This window comes from Synechococcus sp. CCY 0621, assembly GCF_019038465.1.
Lineage (GTDB): Bacteria > Cyanobacteriota > Cyanobacteriia > PCC-6307 > Cyanobiaceae > Cyanobium.
The window spans coordinates 180,068-196,154 of sequence record NZ_JAFKRH010000031.1 but is presented as its reverse complement, the minus strand read 5'-3'; the positions used below and the strand labels follow the sequence as shown (position 1 = coordinate 196,154).

Genomic DNA, 16,087 nt, shown 5'->3' with positions numbered 1-16,087 from the left:
CATGGTTCGATCCCGTGCCGCGGTCGCCTGGGCCGCAGGTCAGCCGCTGGAGATCACCGAGATCGATGTGGAGGGGCCCCGGGCCGGCGAGGTGCTGCTGCGGGTGGTGGCGACGGGGGTGTGCCACACCGATGCCTTCACCCTTTCCGGGGCCGATCCCGAGGGGATCTTCCCAGCGGTGCTCGGCCACGAGGGCGGCGCCGTGGTGGAGGAGGTGGGTCCTGGGGTGACCTCCCTGGCGGTGGGAGACCACGTGATTCCGCTCTATACGCCCGAGTGCCGCTCCTGCCGCTTCTGCCTCTCCGGCAAGACCAACCTCTGCCAGGCGATCCGCGCCACCCAGGGCCGGGGCCTGATGCCGGATGGCAGCAGCCGCTTCTCCAGGAACGGCGAACGGATCTTCCACTACATGGGCACCTCCACCTTCTCCGAGTACACCGTGGTACCTGAGATCGCGGTGGCCAAGATCGCCCCGGAGGCGCCCCTGGAGAAGGTGTGCCTGCTGGGCTGTGGTGTCACCACTGGCATCGGCGCGGTGCTCAACACCGCCAAGGTGGAACCGGGCAGCAGCGTGGCCGTCTTCGGCCTCGGCGGCATCGGCCTGGCGGTGATCATCGGGGCGGTGATGGCCGGGGCGGAGCGGATCATCGGCATCGACACCAACCCCGACAAGTTCGCCATCGCCGGCCAGCTCGGCGCCACCGAGTGCCTCGACCCGAAGGCCTTCGACGCCCCCATCCAGGAGGTGGTGATTGACCGCACCGACGGCGGGGTCGACTACTCGTTCGAATGCATCGGCAACGTCCAGGTGATGCGCGCCGCCCTGGAGTGCTGCCACAAGGGCTGGGGCGAATCCACGATCATCGGCGTGGCCGGGGCGGGCCAGGAGATCGCCACTCGGCCGTTCCAGCTGGTGACGGGCCGGGTGTGGCGGGGCTCGGCCTTCGGCGGGGTGCGGGGCCGCAGCGAACTCCCCGGCTACGTCGAGCGGTTCCAGCAGGGGGAGATCCCCCTCGACACCTTCATCACCCACACGATGGGACTGGAAGACATCAACCGGGCCTTCGACCTGATGCACGCCGGCCAGAGCATCCGCTCCGTGATCCACTTCTGACCCCCCTGCGACCCCCGAGGTCGGCGTCACCATGCTCGAGCTGCTCAGCGAGAACCGCAGCTTCGGCGGTCTGCACCGCCGTTACCGGCACCCATCCACCCAGCTCAACGGGACGGCCACCCTGGCGGTGTACCTGCCCCCCCAGGCCCTCGCCGGGGAGCCGGTGCCGGCCCTCTACTGGCTGTCCGGCCTCACCTGCACCGACGAGAACGTGATGCAGAAGGGCGGGGCCCACCGCCTCGCCGCCAGCCTCGGGCTGGCCCTGGTGGCGCCGGACACGAGCCCCAGGGGCCCCGAAGTGCCCACGGATCCGCAGGGCGGCTGGGACCTGGGCCATGGGGCGGGGTTCTACGTGGATGCCACCGCTTCCCCCTGGGACCGGCACTACCGCATGCACAGCTACGTGGTGGAGGAGCTGCCTGCGCTGCTGGAGGCCCAGTTGCCGCTGAGCCAGGCGCGCAGCATCAGTGGCCATTCGATGGGGGGCCACGGTGCCCTGGTCGCAGCCCTGCGGCACCCGGGCCGCTACCGCTCGGTGTCCGCCTTCGCGCCCATCTGCCACCCCTCGGCCTGTCCGTGGGGCCAGAAGGCCTTCGCGGCCTACCTGGGGGCGGATCCACGTGCCTGGGCTGCCTGGGACGCCACGCTCCTGCTCGCCTCAGCGGCGCAGCGGCTGCCCCTGCTGGTGGATCAGGGCAGCGCCGACCCGTTCCTTGACAGCCAGCTGCGCCCCACCGACCTAGTGGCGGCGGCCGCAGCGGCTGGTCACCCCCTGCAGCTCCGCTACCAGGAGGGCTACGACCACAGTTACTTCTTCATCGCCAGCTTCATCGACGACCACCTGCGCCACCACGCGGCCGCCCTCAGGGCACCAGGTTGACGAGCTTGCCGGGCACCACGATCACCCGCCGGGGTGGCTGACCCTCCAGCCAGCGCTGGGCCACCTCGCTCTCCAGGGCCAGGCGTTCCAGGGTGGCCGCATCGGCGTCGGCGGGCACCTCGAGGCTGCCGCGCATCTTGCCCTTCACCTGGATCACCAGGGGGATCGTGTCGCGAACCAGCGCGGTCGGGTCCACGGCGGGCCAGCGCTGGCGATGGACACTCGCCGCCGCCTCCACGCTCGCCCCATCCCCGTGGCCGTTGAGCTTCTGCCACAGCTCCTCGGCCAGGTGGGGCGCGAAGGGGGCCAGCAGGATCAGCAGGGTGGCGAGCGCCTCGCGGCCCACCGCCGGGCCGGACCCTTCCAGATGGGCGGCCAGGGCGTTGCTGAGCTTCATCAGCTCCGAGACGGCGGTGTTCAGCTGGAGCTCCCCCTCCAGGTCTTCACTGATGGCGGCGATGGCCGTGTGGACCGCCCGCCTCAGCTGCCGCTCTGCGTCGCTGAAGGAGGTGGGATCGAGCTCCTGCGTCGATGGCGCCCCAGAGCCAGTCAGGCGCAGGCCCCGGCCGTGGGCCCCGTCCACCAGGCGCCAGAGGCGCTGCAGGAAGCGGTACTGGCCTTCCACGTCGGCGTCGTCCCACTCCAGATCCTTCTCGGGCGGCGCCTTGAACAGGATGAACATGCGGGCCGTGTCGGCGCCGTAGCGGTCGATGACCACCGCCGGATCGACGCCGTTGTGCTTCGACTTGGACATCTTTTCGTAGAACACCTCCAGCACCTCGCCGTTGATCGGGTCGCGGGGGTCGCTGGGGTCGGCCACCTGGGCCGGCGCCACGTACTGGCCGGTGTGGGCGTTGCGGTAGGTGATGCCCTGCACCATGCCCTGGGTGAGCAGGCGGGCGAAGGGTTCGGAAAAGCCCAGCAGGCCCCGGTCCCGCAGCACCTTGGTGAAGAAGCGGGAATAGAGCAGGTGCAGGATGGCGTGCTCGATGCCGCCCACGTACTGATCCACGGGCAACCAGCGGTCGACGGCCTCGCGGCCGAACGGTCTCTGGTCGTTGTGGGGGTCGCTGTAGCGCAGGTAGTACCAGGACGAGCACATGAAGGTGTCCATGGTGTCCGTCTCCCGCTGGGCGGGGGCGCCGCAACAGGGGCAGGCCACGTTCACCCACGACGCCAACTTGGCCAGGGGGGTGCCCCCCTTGCCACTCAGGGGGATGTTCCGGGGCAGTTCCACCGGCAGCTGGTCGTCGGGGACCGGCACCACACCGCAGCTGTCGCAGTGGATCACGGGGATGGGGCAGCCCCAGTAGCGCTGGCGGGAGATCAGCCAGTCGCGCAATCGGTATTGCACCCGTCCCTGGCCCCAGCCCTGGGCTTCGGCGCTGGCAACGATGCTGGTTTTGGCCTCGGCGGTGGTCAGGCCGTCGAAGGGACCGGAGCCGATCAGCACGCCGGCTTCGGTCCAGGCCTGGCCCTCGTAGGCGTGCGGGTCGGAACCCTCGGGGATCACCACCCGTAGCACCGGCAGTTCGTACTGGCGGGCAAAGCTGAAGTCGCGATGGTCGTGGGCCGGCACCCCCATCACGGCACCGGTGCCGTAGTCGGCCAGCACGTAGTCGGCGATCCAGACGGGAATCCTCTCGCCGCTGGCGGGGTTGTGCACCCAGGCGCCGATGGGTACGCCGCGCTTGGGCCGGTCCTCGGCTGTTCGCTCCTGCTCACTCTGGCGGCCGACCAGATCGCAGAAGGCGGCCACCGAAAGGCGGCAGTCGTCCGTGGTGAGCTCCGCCACCAGGGGATGCTCCGGCGCCAGCACCACATAGGTGGCCCCGTAGATCGTGTCGGGCCGGGTGGTGAACACGGTGATGGTCTCCCCTGATTCGGCCGTGAAGGTCAGCTCGGCCCCGAGGGAGCGGCCGATCCAGTTGGCCTGCATCGTGCGCACCCGCTCCGGCCAGCCCTCCAGGGAGGGGAGATCGTCGAGCAGGGCATCGGCATAGGCGGTGATCTTGAGGAACCACTGGCGCAGCCGGCGCTTCTCCACCTGGGCGCCGGAGCGCCAGGAGCGCCCCTCGGCATCCACCTGTTCGTTGGCGAGCACCGTCTGGTCAATCGGGTCCCAGTTGACCGTCGCCTCCTTGCGGTAGGCCAGGCCGGCATCCAGGAACTGCAGGAACAGCCACTGGGTCCAGCGGTAGTAATCGGCGTGGCAGGTGGCCACTTCCCGGTCCCAGTCGATCGACAGGCCCAGGCGCTTGAGCTGCTCGCGCATCTGGGCGATGTTGCGGTCGGTCCAGTCGCCGGGGTCGACTCCCCGCTCTATGGCGGCGTTCTCCGCCGGCAGACCGAAGGCGTCCCAGCCCATGGGGTGAAGCACCTGCCGGCCCCGCAAGCGGGCCGCCCGGGCGATGACGTCGGTGATCACGTAATTCCGCACATGGCCCATGTGCAGGCTCCCCGAGGGATAGGGGAACATCGACAGGGCGTAGTAGGCGTCGCTGCTGTCACCGCTGAGGTCAGGCGTGGCGTGGAGTCCCAGTTGCTCCCACTGCCGTTGCCAGCGCTGCTCAATCGTCTCGGGACGGTAGCGGGAGGGGTCTGTCACGGGGCCTATGGGGTGGATGTGATCGTGTCACAACCCATGGGTGGCTCAGCTGAGGGCGCGCAGCGAGGCGATCGCCGCCAGGCTGATCAACAGCAGAGGGGTGCCTGGTTCAGTGCTCATGGCCAGAAAATGGCTGTCCTGCCAGCGGATCACACCGTCACACTCCTGTCCGGAGAGCAGCACGACGTTCACGGGTGTGCGGATGCGGATCAGCTCCTGAACATGGCGCACACTCGGCAGTGTGGTGTCGAGCCTGGGCCCCCGTCGTTCAAAGAAACTCTGCATAGGATCGAGCCCAACCTCAAGGATTTACGGAACGGTGCTCAAGGTGCTCCAATTCAGCAAATACCAGGGTCTTGGGAATGACTTCTTGCTGCTGGACGGCCGCAGCTTAGGGGATTCTGAGGACACCTTCGGATTGACGCCCGAGCGGGTGCAGCGGCTCTGCGACCGTCGTTTCGGGGTCGGTGGCGATGGCGTGATCCTGGCCCTGCCGCCCCGGGAGGGAGGCGAGCTGCGCATGCGCATCTTCAATGCCGATGGCACCGAGCCCGAGATGTGCGGCAACGGCATCCGTTGTCTGGCCCGGTTCCTGGCCGACAGCGACGGTGACGTCGCCCCCCGTCGCTGGGAGGTCGAGACCCTGGCCGGTCGCATCGTGCCGGCCCTGGCCGAAGACGGGCGCATCCGCGTCGACATGGGCGCACCCTTTCTGACGCCGGAGACCATTCCCACCGCCCTTGACGTCGGGGTGGAGGGGCTGCCGGTGGGTGTGCTGGAGGTGCTGGGCCAGCCCCTGGCCGTGGCGGCCGCCGGCATGGGCAATCCCCATGCCGTGGTCCCGGTCGACGACGTGGCAGCCATCGATCTGGACACCCTGGGTGCCGCCCTGGAGGTGCACGAGGCCTTTCCAGCCCGCACCAATGTCCATTTCGTTGAGGTGATCGCTCCCGACCACCTGGTGATGCGGGTGTGGGAGCGGGGGGCCGGGCCCACCCTGGCCTGTGGCACCGGCGCCTGCGCCACCCTGGTGGCCTGCCACCTGCTGGGTCTGGCCGACCGCCAGGCCCGGCTCGATCTGCCCGGCGGACCCCTGGAGATCGACTGGGATGAGGCCAGCGGGCACGTGTTCATGACCGGTCCTGCCGAGGCGGTGTTCGACGGGGTGGTGGCCCCCTCCCTGTTCGGAATGGCAGACGCCCCACCGGCCCTTGTCGAGACGGCTCCGGCGGCGGCCAGCATTGATTGCGCCACGGCGTGCGTCAACGGTTGCCTCCGCCCCGAGGCCTGTGCCAGTGCCGACGCCCGGGCCCGGGTCACGGCCCTGCTGGAGGGTCGCTCCCTTGATGATCTGGTGGCCCTGGCCGGAGAGTCCCTGGAATCCCGCACCCTGGGACGCCTCTCCCGCGATGCCTCCCCTACCCCCTGAAGCCCCTGGGGTCTACCTCGATGCCTGCGCCACCAGCCCCCCGGCGCCTGAGGTGCTCGAGGCCATGGCCCAGGCCCATCGGCAGGCCTGGGCCAATCCCTCCAGCCTGCATGGCTTCGGGCTGGCGGCAGCGGACCGGCTGGAGCGCGACCGCCTGGCGATCGCGGAGCAGCTGGGCTGCGACCGGGACGAACTGGTGCTTCTGTCGGGAGGGAGCGAAGCCATCCACACGGCCCTGATTGGCTGCGCCGGCTGCCTGGAGCCCGGGCGGGTGCTGCTCTCGGCCGTGGAGCATCCCGCCAGCTACGCGGCCGCCGCCGCCATGGAGAGGCGGGGTTGGCAGCGGCAGCTGCTGCCGGTGGATGGCCGTGGTCTGGTCGACCTGGAGGCCCTCCAGGAGCTGCTGGTGCCGCCGACCCGCCTGGTGTCGATCCTCTGGGGACAGAGCGAGGTGGGCACGCTCCAACCGATCACCAGCATCGGTCAGCTCTGCCGCCAGGCCGGCGTGCTGCTGCATGTGGACGCGGTGCAGGTGGTGGGCCACCAACCCGTTGACTTCCGCCAGCTGCCGGTCGACCTGCTCAGCTGCGCGGCCCACAAGCTGCAGGGTCCCCGCGGCGTCGGCGCCCTGCTGGTGCGTCACGGGCTCGAACTGGAGCCCCTGATCGGCGGCGCGCAGGAGGGGGGGCGTCGTGGCGGCACCGAGCCCGTGGCCCTGGTGGCCGGATTCGCGGCGGCCCTGGAGCTGGCCCGGCAGCGCCTTGCGGCCCATGGCGGTGAGGACCCGATCGGGTCCCTGCGGGACCGGCTGCTGGAGAGGCTGCTGGCCCTCGAGGGGGTGCGCCTCAGCGGGCCGGCACCGGCAGATCCCTGTGGACGCTTGCCCCATCACATCAGCCTGCTGGTGTCTGGACCGGATGGCCGACCGCTGCCTGGACGCCGGCTGGTGCGCGAACTGGCCCGGCGGGGTTACGCCGTCAGCAGTGGGTCGGCCTGCACCAGTCGCGGGGCTCCGGGCGCCAGTGCCGTGCTGCTTGCCATGGGCTACAGCCCCGAGGAGGCCGCCAGCGGCCTGCGCATCAGCCTGGGACCCTGGCTCAGCCCGGCCGATCTGGCCGGCCTGCCGACGGCCCTGGAGGAGGCGCTCCGCAGCGTCGCCGCAGCGCCTGGGTAGGGTCCGCTCGGACCTGCCAAACGCCAATGCTGCCCGCCGATCTGCGCACCGCCGAAGCCGAAGCCCTTGAGGCCCTGCAGGCGGCCCTGGCGTCCGGATCCGGCGGGCGCTGGACCGTGGAGTTCCGCTTCGAAGGGCTGCGGCTGCTGCCGGTGGTGCTGCGCCTGCTGGAGGGGCTGCTGGCCGAACGGTCCGAGCTGCGACTGCTGTTCCCGGATGCCGGTGCCACGGCCCTGGCCCGCCGTGATGCTCCGGCCCTGGCGGATCGCATCGGCAGCTTCTCCGACCAGCGCCGGCTGCAGCAGGAGGGCCCCTCCGAGGGGGTGCTGCTGCTGGTGGGGGCCAGCCAGGCGGAATACGAGCTGGTGGAAGCGGTGTGTGGCGGCCACACCGGCACCGTGGTGCTGCTCAATCCCTCGCTGGAGGACGCCGCCATCGGCATCGGCAGCGTCGCGCGCCAGCGCCGCAAGGGCTTTCTGGCCGGCTGGCGGGCCGCCTACGCCCTGCTGCCCCAGGCCGAAAGCGCCCTGCGCTGCGCCTACCCGGGCGAGTGGGAGCTCTACCGGCTCGACCCTGACGGCTACCGGCTGGCTGGTCGCTTCGAGCAGAAACCCGATGCCGAGCAACAGGACCTGGCCCTCAGTGGTCGCGAGCAGGCGGGCCTGGGGAGCAACCTGCGGGCCCTCGGCCAGATGATCGAAGACCTGCAGAACTGACTGGGCGGCCCGACTGGTGCATCCCGGAAAGGCTGCGTACACTTCGCGCTGGCTTTCAGGTGCCCATGCCCAGCGATTCGCCTCGACCCCGTTCCTGGAGCCTCGTCGACCTCGGCGCTGCCGCTGCGGCGCTGTTGGCGATCGGGGGCGTGATCTGGAGTCCCCGCCTCAGCGGTGCGGTGGCCCAGGCCACCGGCGCCCTCGAGCCCGTCACCGTGATGGTGGACGTGCGTGGTGCCCCCGCGGCGGCCCCGCTGGAGCTGCTGCAACAGGCCCGCGCCGAGGGCAAGGTGGCGATCGTGATCCGCAACCAGCCCCACGGCAGCGTGGCTGTGAAGCAGATCCTTCCGTTCGATCGGATCATCTCCACCCTCACCCCCGACGGGAAAGTGGTGAGCGCCCCCGATCCCAACCAGAAGACCTTCAGCACCTTTGATGGGCGTTTCGTTCTCGAAGGCCAGGGGCGCCGCACCGCCGGGGGGGTTGTCTTCGGCAACCAGACGATCAAGATCGGTGCTCCGGTGGAACTGGAGGGAACCAACTACCGGTTCAACGGCACCGTCACCGACCTGAAACTCGGAGCTTCCTGAGATGACCTCGCCCCTCCGCCTTCTGCCCGGGTTGCATCGCCCCCGCGGCCCGCTGCGGGCGGTGGCGGTGCTGCTGGTGGCCGCGAGCACCAGCCCAGTGGGCACGGCGGCCTGGGCCCAGAACGCACCGGCACTGCCCTCCCCCCGGGCCCTGCGCTCCCTGCCGATGGCCGCCCTGCCGGTGGCGCCGCCACCGGTGGGCATGCCGCGTCTGGCCGGGGAGGTCAGCTGCCCGCTGCTCCAACGCCAGGTCGCCCAGGTCCTGGGGGGTGAACAGTCCCGTTGGAGCGTCAGCGTTGCCGATGGCACTGGCCGGCTGCTGGCCGATGTCAACGGCCGGCAGCCGAGGGTGCCGGCCTCCAACCAGAAGCTGATCAGCACCGCCTTCGCCCTCGACCGACTCGGCCCCGACTACCGGCTCACCACCCAGCTGTGGCGCCTGCAGGATGGCACCCTGCGCATGGTCGGCCAGGGCGATCCCGACCTGGCCCTCCCCCAGCTGCAACGCTTTGCCCAGCTGGCCATGGCGGCCGGAACCCCCGTGCGGCTGGAACTGGCGGAGGAAGCGCCCCAGAACTGGTGGCCCAGTGGCTGGCACATGGGAGACCGCGCCTATGCCTACGGCGCACCGATCACCCGGCTGGCCATCACCAGCAACGCCATCGACGATGCGGTGAGCAATCCCGCCTCCCGCCTGCAGACCCTGCTGCGCCGCTCGATGGCCCAGAACGGCGGTCCGCAGGTGCAGCTGGCCCTGGTGTCAGCCCGCCAGCCCCTGCCCAGCGATGCCGTGCTGATGCATGAGGAGCCCTCCACCTCCATGCACGGCCTGCTCAGCCTGGCTAACACCGAAAGCCACAACTTCACCGCCGAAGTGTTGCTGCGTCAGGCCGCCGGCACCTGGGACCTGGCCGAAGCCAGTCGTCGCACGTTTCTCTGGCTGAACGACCAGGGCTTGCCGATGGAGGGGGTCAGGATCGCCGACGGCAGCGGCCTGGACCGGGCCAACCGGCTCACCAGCCGTTTCCTCGTGGCCCTGCTGCTGCGCATGGATCACCATCCCTATTCCAGGGATTACCTCAGTTCCATGGCCATCGCCGGTCGGCGGGGCACGCTGCGCAACCTCTACAAGGGCACCAGCCTGGATGGTCAGTTCTTCGCCAAGACCGGCACCCTCACGGGTGTGCGCTCGATCAGCGGCGTCCTCCAGACCACGGATGGCCCCCGCTACGTCAGTGCGGTGTCCGCCGGGGCGGGAGCGCCGAACACCACCATCGGCCGCGTTCTGCGCCAGGTTCAGACGGTGGGGGCCTGCCAACCGGCGTTCTGAGCCCCCTGTTTCCCGGGCCTGAACCTGCGCTCAGCTAGCTGGCCAGGCCCCGGCTGGCGGCACGCTTGAGGCGGCCGGCGGCACGGCGGGCCCGGTCGACGGTCGCGTTTTCCAGCGGGATCGGAGCTTCGGAGGGGCGGCTGGCAATGGCCGTCTCCTGGCCCTGCAGCCGCACCAGTTCGCGCCGACCCCCCAGGACCACCTGGCTGAGTTCCTTGAGGCGCACCTCCAATTCCCCCAGCACCTGCTCGGCGTAGCGGTTGGCCCCCTCCTGGATGGCGGAGGACTCCTGGCGACTGCGGGCAATCAGGGCATCACACTGCTGCTGGGTCTGCTGGCGGAACTGGAGCGCGTCCGCATGGAGGCGCTCCGCTTCGGCCTGGCTTTCACGCTGCAGGCGCAGCCCTTCCTGACGGATGCCTTCGAGATCCTGCAGGGCCTGGGCCCGGCCGCGTTCGTGCTGCTCCAGCAGTTGCCGATTGCGTTCGGCTGCCTCCTGCTCCAGCTGCTGGCGGCGCTGCTGGGCTTCCTGCTCCAGCTGCTGGCGGCGGCCGGCGAACTGCTGCTCGAACTGGGCCATCCGCGCCTGGTGCTCCTGTTCGGTCTGGGCCACCTGCTGGCGGGCCTGCAGCACCATCTGCTCACACTGCTGGCGGGCCAGTTCCCGCTGTTCCGTCACCTGCCGCTCGGCCTCCTGGCGGATGGCGGCGGCGTTGATCAGCTGCTCCCGCTCGCGGCGGGCCTGGGTGACGATCTCCTCCGCCTGCAGCCTGGCCTTCTCGATGAAGCCCTCGCGCTGCCGGATCAGGTCCTCGGCCTGGGAGATCTGCCCCGGCAGGGCCTCCCGCAGCGAATCCATCATCTCGATGGCGTCCTGCTCGTTGACCAGCCGTCCGCCGCTGAAGGGGATCCTGCTGCCTTCGAGGACGATGTCCTCCAGCTGGTCCAGCTGGTCGAGGACGGTGAGGCGGACTTCAGCCATCTGGGGTTTCCGGCGCTGCCTGTCGATTAAAGAGCCTCTCCAGGTCGATCGCCACTCCCGGCGGGACCATGTGGCCGACGTCCCCACCGAAGCGGGCCACCTCCTTCACCACCGAGCTGCTCAGAAAGCTGTGGTGCGCTGAGGTGGCCATGAACAGGGTTTCGACGCGGGGGGCCAGGGTCCGGTTGGTGTGTGCGATCTGCAACTCGAATTCGAAGTCGCTCATGGCCCGCAGACCCCGCAGGATCACCTGGGCGCCGCAGGTCTGGGCGTAGCTCACGGTGAGCCCATCGAAATGGCCCACCTCGATGCCCGCCATCCCTTCGGTGGCGGTGCGGATCTGCTGCAGCCGGCGCTCAAGGGGAAAACTGGGCTGCTTGGAGGGGTTCATCAGCACCGCCACCACGACACCGTCAAAGAGGTGCGCCGCCCGCTCGATCAGGTCGAGGTGGCCGAGGGTGAGGGGGTCGAAACTGCCGGGATAGAGGGCTCGCATGCGCCCAGCCTATGGAGACGGACCCGGTCGGGTTCCTAGAGTCGCTGGATCCCTGCCGCCCACCCCCATGACCGACGTTGTTCTGGACGCGGCTGCCAAGAAGACGCTCCTGCGCAAGATTCCCCACGGCGTGTTCATCTGCGGCGTGGCCGAAGGCGAGGAGGTGAACGGCTTCACGGCCAGCTGGGTCACCCAGGGCTCCTTCGAACCGCCCCTGGTGGTGATGGCGGTGCGCTCCGACTCCACCAGCAACGGCATGATCCAGCGCAGCGGGCGCTTCTGCCTCAACGTGCTGGCCGCCGATCAGAAGGACCTGGCCGCCGTGTTCTTCAAGCCCCAGAAGGGGGTGGGCGGACGCTTCGACGCCGCGCCCTTCAGCCTGGGCCCCCTGGGCCTGCCGGTGCTGGACGACGCCCTCGGCGCCGTGGAGTGCACCCTGGTGGGCCAGGTGGCCCATGGTGATCACACCGTTTTCGTCGGGGAAGTGAAGACGGCCACCCTGCACCGCGATGCCCCCGCCCTGGAACTGTCCGCCACGGGCTGGCAGTACGGCGGTTGAGGCGCCGCCATGGCTGAACCGGCCGGTGACGTCATCGGGCCGCTGCTGCTGCAGCGTGAACGGCTGTCGGCACGGTTGCGGGAGTTGCCGGCGGAGCCGGGCTGTTACCTGATGCGGGATGCGAGCGATCGCATCCTCTACATCGGCAAGTCGAAGAGCCTGCGGGCGCGGGTGCGCAGCTACTTCCGCAGCTCCCACGACATCAGCCCCCGCATCGCCCTGATGGTGCGCCAGGTCTGTGAGATCGAGTTCATCGTCACCGACAGCGAGGCGGAGGCGCTGGCGCTGGAATCGAATCTGATCAAGAATCACCAGCCCCACTTCAATGTCCTGCTGAAGGACGACAAGAAGTACCCCTACCTCTGCATCACCTGGAGCGAGGCCTACCCGCGCATCTTCATCACCCGCCGCCGCCGCCTGCGCAGCCCCCTGGATCGCTTCTACGGCCCCTATGTGGATGTGGGCCTGCTGCGCCGCACCCTGGCCGTGGTCAAGCGGGTGTTCCCGTTGCGCCAGCGTCCCCAGCCCCTCTACCGCGACCGCACCTGCCTCAACTTCGACATCGGCCGCTGTCCGGGGGTCTGCCAGGAAAAGATCGGCTCCGACGACTACCACCACATCCTGCGCAAGGTGGCGATGGTGTTCCAGGGCCGCAATGACGAGCTGCTTGATCTGCTGCGGCAGCAGATGGATCGCTATGCCGAGCGGCTCGATTTCGAGGCCGCCGCCCGGGTCCGCGACCAGCTGCAGGGCCTCGACCTGCTCACCGCCGACCAGAAGATGAGCCTGGGGGACAGCTCGGTCAGCCGGGATGTGATCGCCCTGGCGGCGGATGATCGCGTGGCGGCGGTGCAGATCTTCCAGATGCGCGCCGGCAAGCTGGTGGGGCGGCTGGGCTACACCGCCGACGCGGCCATCGCCACACCGGCCGAGGTGCTGCAGCGGGTGGTTGAGGAGCACTACAGCCAGGTGGAGCCGGTGGAGATTCCGCCGGAACTGGTGCTGCAGCACGCCCTGCCAGCCCAGGAGCTGATCGGCGACTGGCTGGCGGAGCGGCGGGGGCGCAAGGTGCGGCTGGCCGTGCCCCAGCGGCGCCAGAAGGCCGATCTGATCGAGCTGGTGGAACGCAACGCCGGCTTCGAACTGGCCCGGGCCCAGCGGGGGGCGGAGCAACAGCTGCTGGCCACCGAGGACCTGGCCCAGCTGCTGGAGCTGGCGGTGCCGCCCCGGCGGATCGAGGGCTACGACATCAGCCACATCCAGGGCAGTGATGCCGTGGCCTCCCAGGTGGTGTTCATCGACGGCCTGCCGGCCAAGCAGCACTACCGCAAGTACCGGATCCGCAGCAGCAGCATCCGCGCCGGCCATTCCGACGACTTCATGGCTATGGCGGAGATCATGCGGCGGCGCTTCCGCCGCTGGTCGCAGGCCAAGGCGGAGGGGGCCGATCTGGCCGCCCTGCGCCGTGCCGGTGCCTCGGCCCTGCACACCGACGGCCTCAGCGACTGGCCGGATGTGGTGATGATCGATGGCGGCAAGGGCCAGCTGTCGGCGGTGATGGAGGCGCTGCGGGAGCTGGATCTGCACGAGGACCTGACCGTCTGTTCCCTGGCCAAACAGCGGGAGGAAGTGTTCCTGCCCGGCGCCAGCCAGCCCCTCGATACCGAGCCCGACCAGCTGGGGGTGGTGCTGCTGCGGCGGCTGCGGGACGAGGCCCACCGCTTCGCCGTGAGCTACCACCGCCAGCAGCGGGGCGAGCGGATGAAGCGCTCCCGCCTCAGCGACATCGCCGGGCTCGGACCCAAGCGGGTCAAGGATCTGCTGGCCCATTTCCGCTCCATCGACGCCATCCAGCTGGCCAGCCCCGAGCAGATCGCCGTCGTCTCGGGGATCGGACCGGCCATGGCGCGGCAGGTGTGGGAGCACTTCCATCCCCCCATGGAGGAGCCCGAAGCCTCCGGCGACGGCGAGAGCGCCCCCCTGGAGCTGGCCGGATGAGAGCCGCTGGGAGGTGGGGTGCCGCGGGGCTGCTCTCCAGGCGGCTGTGGTGCGGACTTCTGGGCCTGTTGCTGCTGCTCCCCTCTGCATGGGGGGCGGCGCTGGCCGCACCGGGTCTGTGCGTCGGGCCGGTCTGCGGCGACGAGATCAGCCGCAGTGCCCAGTACCACTGGCAGCTCAGGCTCCGGGTGAGCGACCAGGAGAACCACCGGGAGCGGATCCTGGTGGACTGCCGCAATGGGGGCATCAGCCCACAGCTGGGGCCCGTGGATCGGGCCTATGCCGCCGCCGTGGCCCGCCGCTACTGCCGACTAACTTGGCGGTCCGATGCACCACCTGGTGCCCCCAGGTCTTGAGATGACGCTGCCGCTGCCCTTGGCCGTGAGCTTTCCCCCCGAGGCGTACCTCTGGTTCAAGACGCTCCACATCGTCGGGGTGGTGGTGTGGTTCGCCGGGCTGTTCTACCTGGTGCGGTTGTTCATCTACCACAAGGAGGCCGCCGAGCTGGATCCCCCCCTGCGGCAGGCCTTCGAGGCCCAGTACGCCGTGATGGAGCGGCGCCTGGCCAACATCATCACCACCCCGGGCATGGTGGTGGCCGTGGCCATGGCGGTGGGCCTGCTGCTGGTGGAGCCGATCTGGCTGAAACAGGCCTGGATGCACGCCAAACTGGCCGCCGTCGCCGGTTTGCTTATCTACCACTGGTTCTGTTACCGGCTGATGGGGCAGCTGCAGCGCGGCGCGTGCAACTGGACGGGCCGCCAGCTGCGGGCCCTCAACGAACTGCCCACCCTGCTGCTGGTGCTGGTAGTGATGCTGGTGGTGTTCAAGAACCAGTTCCCCACCGGTGCCGCCACCTGGTTCCTGGTGGCCCTGGTGGTGACCATGGCGGCCTCGATTCAGTTCTATGCCCGCTGGCGGCGCTTGCGCAGCGAACGGCTGGCCCAACAGGAGAGCGGTGGTGCTGCGGCCTGAAGCCCTCGCCCATCCGCTCACGCCGGTGCTGCGCCAGGTGCGGGCCGACAGCTGCCCGGAGCGGTTCAACTTCCACTGCCACACCATCTGCAGCGACGGCAGCTTCCACCCCGACCACCTGGCCGACGAGGCCCTGGCCATCGGTCTGGAACACCTGGCCGTGACCGATCACCACGCCCTGACGGCCCATGGGGCGATCGCTTCGGCCTTCGAGCAACACAGTCGGCGGGGCGAACCGGTCCCCGTCCTCTGGCGCGGGGTGGAGATCAGCTGCCTGCTGGAGGGTTGCCTGGTCCACGTCCTGGGGCTGGGCTTCGCCGCGGAGCACCCCTCCCTGCACCCCTACCTGCAGGGCACATCCGTTGTAGGGCCGGCCCTGCGGGCCGAGGCGGTGGTGGCGGCGATCCAGGCCGCCGGGGGCCTGGCGCTGCTCGCCCACCCCGCCCGCTACCGCCTGCCCCACCAGCGCCTGATCGCGGCGGCGGCGGATCTGGGCTTCGACGGGGCCGAAGTCTGGTACGACTACGCCATGCAGAGCCGCTGGCAGCCGACGCCGCTGGTGTGCGAGGCGATCGCGGCGGATCTGGAGCGGCGCGGCCTTCTGATGAGTTGTGGTACGGATACCCATGGGCTGGTGCTCCACGGCCGCTAGGGTTTGCTGACACGTTTCTCCTTGCGTCGATGGGCCTGTTCGATCGTCTGTTCGGTTCCCGTGCCGCCTCGGTGACCAAGCCTGAAGCTGCGGCCAAGGCCAAACCCAAGGCCGAGACCTTTTTCCTCGATCCCGAGGCTTCCACCAGCCTTGGCGATGTCAAGTTCATGAAGCGGTCGAACACGATCCGCCACACCTTCCCCGGCAACGCTGATAGCCCCGGCGACAAGGAGATGGTGGCCGAAGTGGCGTCGATGGAGGCCCGGGTGGAGAAGATGACCCCTGGCCTGGCCGGCATCCAGCCCACCGAAAAGGGTTCCGTCAACCTCACCGGTGGCATCCCCAAGCCCGTCAAGAAGACCTTCGCCCAGCAGATGAGCGCCGCCGAGCTCGGCCAGCGCATGAAGGGGGCCGCCGTCACCCCCACCAACGTCCCCGGCGGTGCGGCGGCGGCGAAGCAGCAGAAGGAGGCGGAGGCCCAGAGCCAGCCGAAGATCAGCCAGCAGCCCGCCAAGCCCGGCAACACCGATCCCTTTCGCTCCATGGTTCGGGACCTCGACCTCTGATCCCCTGAAGAACGCGAG

Annotated in this window: 17 protein-coding genes; 13 read left to right on the top strand and 4 right to left on the bottom strand. The window is 69.7% G+C overall.

The annotated features are described in order from the left end of the window. The first annotated feature begins 1 nt into the window (after position 1). Together KUG43_RS10240 and fghA are read left to right on the top strand one after the other, a co-directional pair. On the top strand, positions 2 to 1,114 hold the full coding sequence (locus KUG43_RS10240; protein ID WP_216908693.1) for an S-(hydroxymethyl)glutathione dehydrogenase/class III alcohol dehydrogenase: 1,113 nt from the start codon (positions 2 to 4) through the stop codon (positions 1,112 to 1,114). Positions 1,115 to 1,145: 31 nt separating this feature from the next. Continuing rightward, positions 1,146 to 1,994 (top strand): S-formylglutathione hydrolase, encoded by an 849-nt coding sequence (gene fghA, locus KUG43_RS10235; RefSeq protein ID WP_216908691.1) that lies wholly within the window; start codon positions 1,146 to 1,148, stop codon positions 1,992 to 1,994. Here fghA and leuS read toward each other — a convergent pair. Then, complete coding sequence (leuS, locus tag KUG43_RS10230; RefSeq protein WP_216908689.1) at positions 1,978 to 4,602, bottom strand: leucine--tRNA ligase; 2,625 nt, start codon at positions 4,600 to 4,602, stop codon at positions 1,978 to 1,980. The two genes, fghA and leuS, sit on opposite strands and share 17 nt — an antisense overlap. A gap of 45 nt (positions 4,603 to 4,647) precedes the next feature. Next, on the bottom strand, positions 4,648 to 4,887 hold the full coding sequence (locus KUG43_RS10225) for an Hfq-related RNA-binding protein (RefSeq protein WP_216908687.1): 240 nt from the start codon (positions 4,885 to 4,887) through the stop codon (positions 4,648 to 4,650). 43 nt (positions 4,888 to 4,930) lie between these two features. Here KUG43_RS10225 and dapF point away from each other — a divergent pair, with 43 nt between their 5' ends. The 5 genes from dapF (at position 4,931) to KUG43_RS10200 (ending at position 9,841) form a co-directional block, all read left to right on the top strand. Further along, a complete protein-coding gene (gene dapF / locus KUG43_RS10220; RefSeq protein ID WP_216909054.1) occupies positions 4,931 to 6,031 on the top strand; it encodes a diaminopimelate epimerase in 1,101 nt (366 codons plus the stop codon). Beyond that, positions 6,012 to 7,205: a cysteine desulfurase family protein gene (locus KUG43_RS10215; RefSeq protein WP_216908685.1), complete on the top strand. Its 1,194-nt coding sequence runs from the start codon at positions 6,012 to 6,014 to the stop codon at positions 7,203 to 7,205. Before dapF ends, KUG43_RS10215 begins: the two co-directional genes overlap by 20 nt. A 26-nt stretch (positions 7,206 to 7,231) precedes the next feature. Further along, positions 7,232 to 7,921 (top strand): DUF1995 family protein, encoded by a 690-nt coding sequence (locus KUG43_RS10210; RefSeq protein WP_216908683.1) that lies wholly within the window; start codon positions 7,232 to 7,234, stop codon positions 7,919 to 7,921. Between the two features lie 65 nt (positions 7,922 to 7,986). Continuing rightward, on the top strand, positions 7,987 to 8,511 hold the full coding sequence (locus KUG43_RS10205; protein ID WP_216908681.1) for a DUF4330 domain-containing protein: 525 nt from the start codon (positions 7,987 to 7,989) through the stop codon (positions 8,509 to 8,511). Between the two features lies 1 nt (position 8,512). Next, positions 8,513 to 9,841 (top strand): D-alanyl-D-alanine carboxypeptidase/D-alanyl-D-alanine-endopeptidase, encoded by a 1,329-nt coding sequence (locus tag KUG43_RS10200; protein WP_216908679.1) that lies wholly within the window; start codon positions 8,513 to 8,515, stop codon positions 9,839 to 9,841. A 34-nt stretch (positions 9,842 to 9,875) separates the two neighbouring features. Here KUG43_RS10200 and KUG43_RS10195 read toward each other — a convergent pair whose 3' ends face one another. Both KUG43_RS10195 and coaD read right to left on the bottom strand, forming a co-directional pair. Further along, entirely contained in the window at positions 9,876 to 10,823 is a 948-nt protein-coding gene (locus tag KUG43_RS10195; RefSeq protein ID WP_216908677.1) for a coiled-coil domain-containing protein, read from the bottom strand. Next, entirely contained in the window at positions 10,816 to 11,319 is a 504-nt protein-coding gene (gene coaD, locus KUG43_RS10190; RefSeq protein ID WP_216908676.1) for a pantetheine-phosphate adenylyltransferase, read from the bottom strand. Before coaD ends, KUG43_RS10195 begins: the two co-directional genes overlap by 8 nt. A gap of 67 nt (positions 11,320 to 11,386) precedes the next feature. On the opposite strand from coaD, the gene KUG43_RS10185 reads away from it, so the two are divergent. Genes KUG43_RS10185 through KUG43_RS10160 form a run of 6 tightly spaced genes read left to right on the top strand, consistent with a single transcriptional unit; the run spans position 11,387 to position 16,069 of the window. Beyond that, positions 11,387 to 11,878 (top strand): flavin reductase family protein, encoded by a 492-nt coding sequence (locus KUG43_RS10185; RefSeq protein ID WP_216908674.1) that lies wholly within the window; start codon positions 11,387 to 11,389, stop codon positions 11,876 to 11,878. Positions 11,879 to 11,887: 9 nt separating this feature from the next. Then, positions 11,888 to 13,876, top strand: coding sequence for an excinuclease ABC subunit UvrC (gene uvrC, locus KUG43_RS10180; RefSeq protein ID WP_216908672.1), 1,989 nt, complete (start codon positions 11,888 to 11,890; stop codon positions 13,874 to 13,876). Continuing rightward, entirely contained in the window at positions 13,873 to 14,232 is a 360-nt protein-coding gene (locus KUG43_RS10175; protein WP_286194621.1) for a hypothetical protein, read from the top strand. The genes uvrC and KUG43_RS10175 overlap by 4 nt, the downstream gene beginning before the upstream one ends. Before the next feature lies 1 nt (position 14,233). Further along, complete coding sequence (gene hemJ, locus KUG43_RS10170; protein WP_286194620.1) at positions 14,234 to 14,851, top strand: protoporphyrinogen oxidase HemJ; 618 nt, start codon at positions 14,234 to 14,236, stop codon at positions 14,849 to 14,851. Then, positions 14,838 to 15,503: a PHP domain-containing protein gene (locus KUG43_RS10165; RefSeq protein ID WP_216909050.1), complete on the top strand. Its 666-nt coding sequence runs from the start codon at positions 14,838 to 14,840 to the stop codon at positions 15,501 to 15,503. The genes hemJ and KUG43_RS10165 overlap by 14 nt, the downstream gene beginning before the upstream one ends. Before the next feature lie 29 nt (positions 15,504 to 15,532). Further along, complete coding sequence (locus tag KUG43_RS10160) at positions 15,533 to 16,069, top strand: hypothetical protein (RefSeq protein ID WP_216908670.1); 537 nt, start codon at positions 15,533 to 15,535, stop codon at positions 16,067 to 16,069. Positions 16,070 to 16,087: the final 18 nt, after the last annotated feature.

Bases quoted from the DNA above. Each gene is read 5' to 3' on its own strand.
- KUG43_RS10185 (WP_216908674.1), top strand. From the start codon at position 11,387: ATGACCGACGTTGTTCTGGACGCGGCTGCCAAGAAGACGCTCCTGCGC.
- coaD (WP_216908676.1), bottom strand. From the start codon at position 11,319: ATGCGAGCCCTCTATCCCGGCAGTTTCGACCCCCTCACCCTCGGCCAC.
- uvrC (WP_216908672.1), top strand. From the start codon at position 11,888: ATGGCTGAACCGGCCGGTGACGTCATCGGGCCGCTGCTGCTGCAGCGT.
- KUG43_RS10205 (WP_216908681.1), top strand. From the start codon at position 7,987: ATGCCCAGCGATTCGCCTCGACCCCGTTCCTGGAGCCTCGTCGACCTC.
- KUG43_RS10210 (WP_216908683.1), top strand. From the start codon at position 7,232: ATGCTGCCCGCCGATCTGCGCACCGCCGAAGCCGAAGCCCTTGAGGCC.
- hemJ (WP_286194620.1), top strand. From the start codon at position 14,234: ATGACGCTGCCGCTGCCCTTGGCCGTGAGCTTTCCCCCCGAGGCGTAC.
- KUG43_RS10215 (WP_216908685.1), top strand. From the start codon at position 6,012: ATGCCTCCCCTACCCCCTGAAGCCCCTGGGGTCTACCTCGATGCCTGC.
- KUG43_RS10240 (WP_216908693.1), top strand. From the start codon at position 2: ATGGTTCGATCCCGTGCCGCGGTCGCCTGGGCCGCAGGTCAGCCGCTG.
- KUG43_RS10195 (WP_216908677.1), bottom strand. From the start codon at position 10,823: ATGGCTGAAGTCCGCCTCACCGTCCTCGACCAGCTGGACCAGCTGGAG.
- KUG43_RS10175 (WP_286194621.1), top strand. From the start codon at position 13,873: ATGAGAGCCGCTGGGAGGTGGGGTGCCGCGGGGCTGCTCTCCAGGCGG.
- KUG43_RS10200 (WP_216908679.1), top strand. From the start codon at position 8,513: ATGACCTCGCCCCTCCGCCTTCTGCCCGGGTTGCATCGCCCCCGCGGC.
- KUG43_RS10225 (WP_216908687.1), bottom strand. From the start codon at position 4,887: ATGCAGAGTTTCTTTGAACGACGGGGGCCCAGGCTCGACACCACACTG.
- fghA (WP_216908691.1), top strand. From the start codon at position 1,146: ATGCTCGAGCTGCTCAGCGAGAACCGCAGCTTCGGCGGTCTGCACCGC.
- KUG43_RS10160 (WP_216908670.1), top strand. From the start codon at position 15,533: ATGGGCCTGTTCGATCGTCTGTTCGGTTCCCGTGCCGCCTCGGTGACC.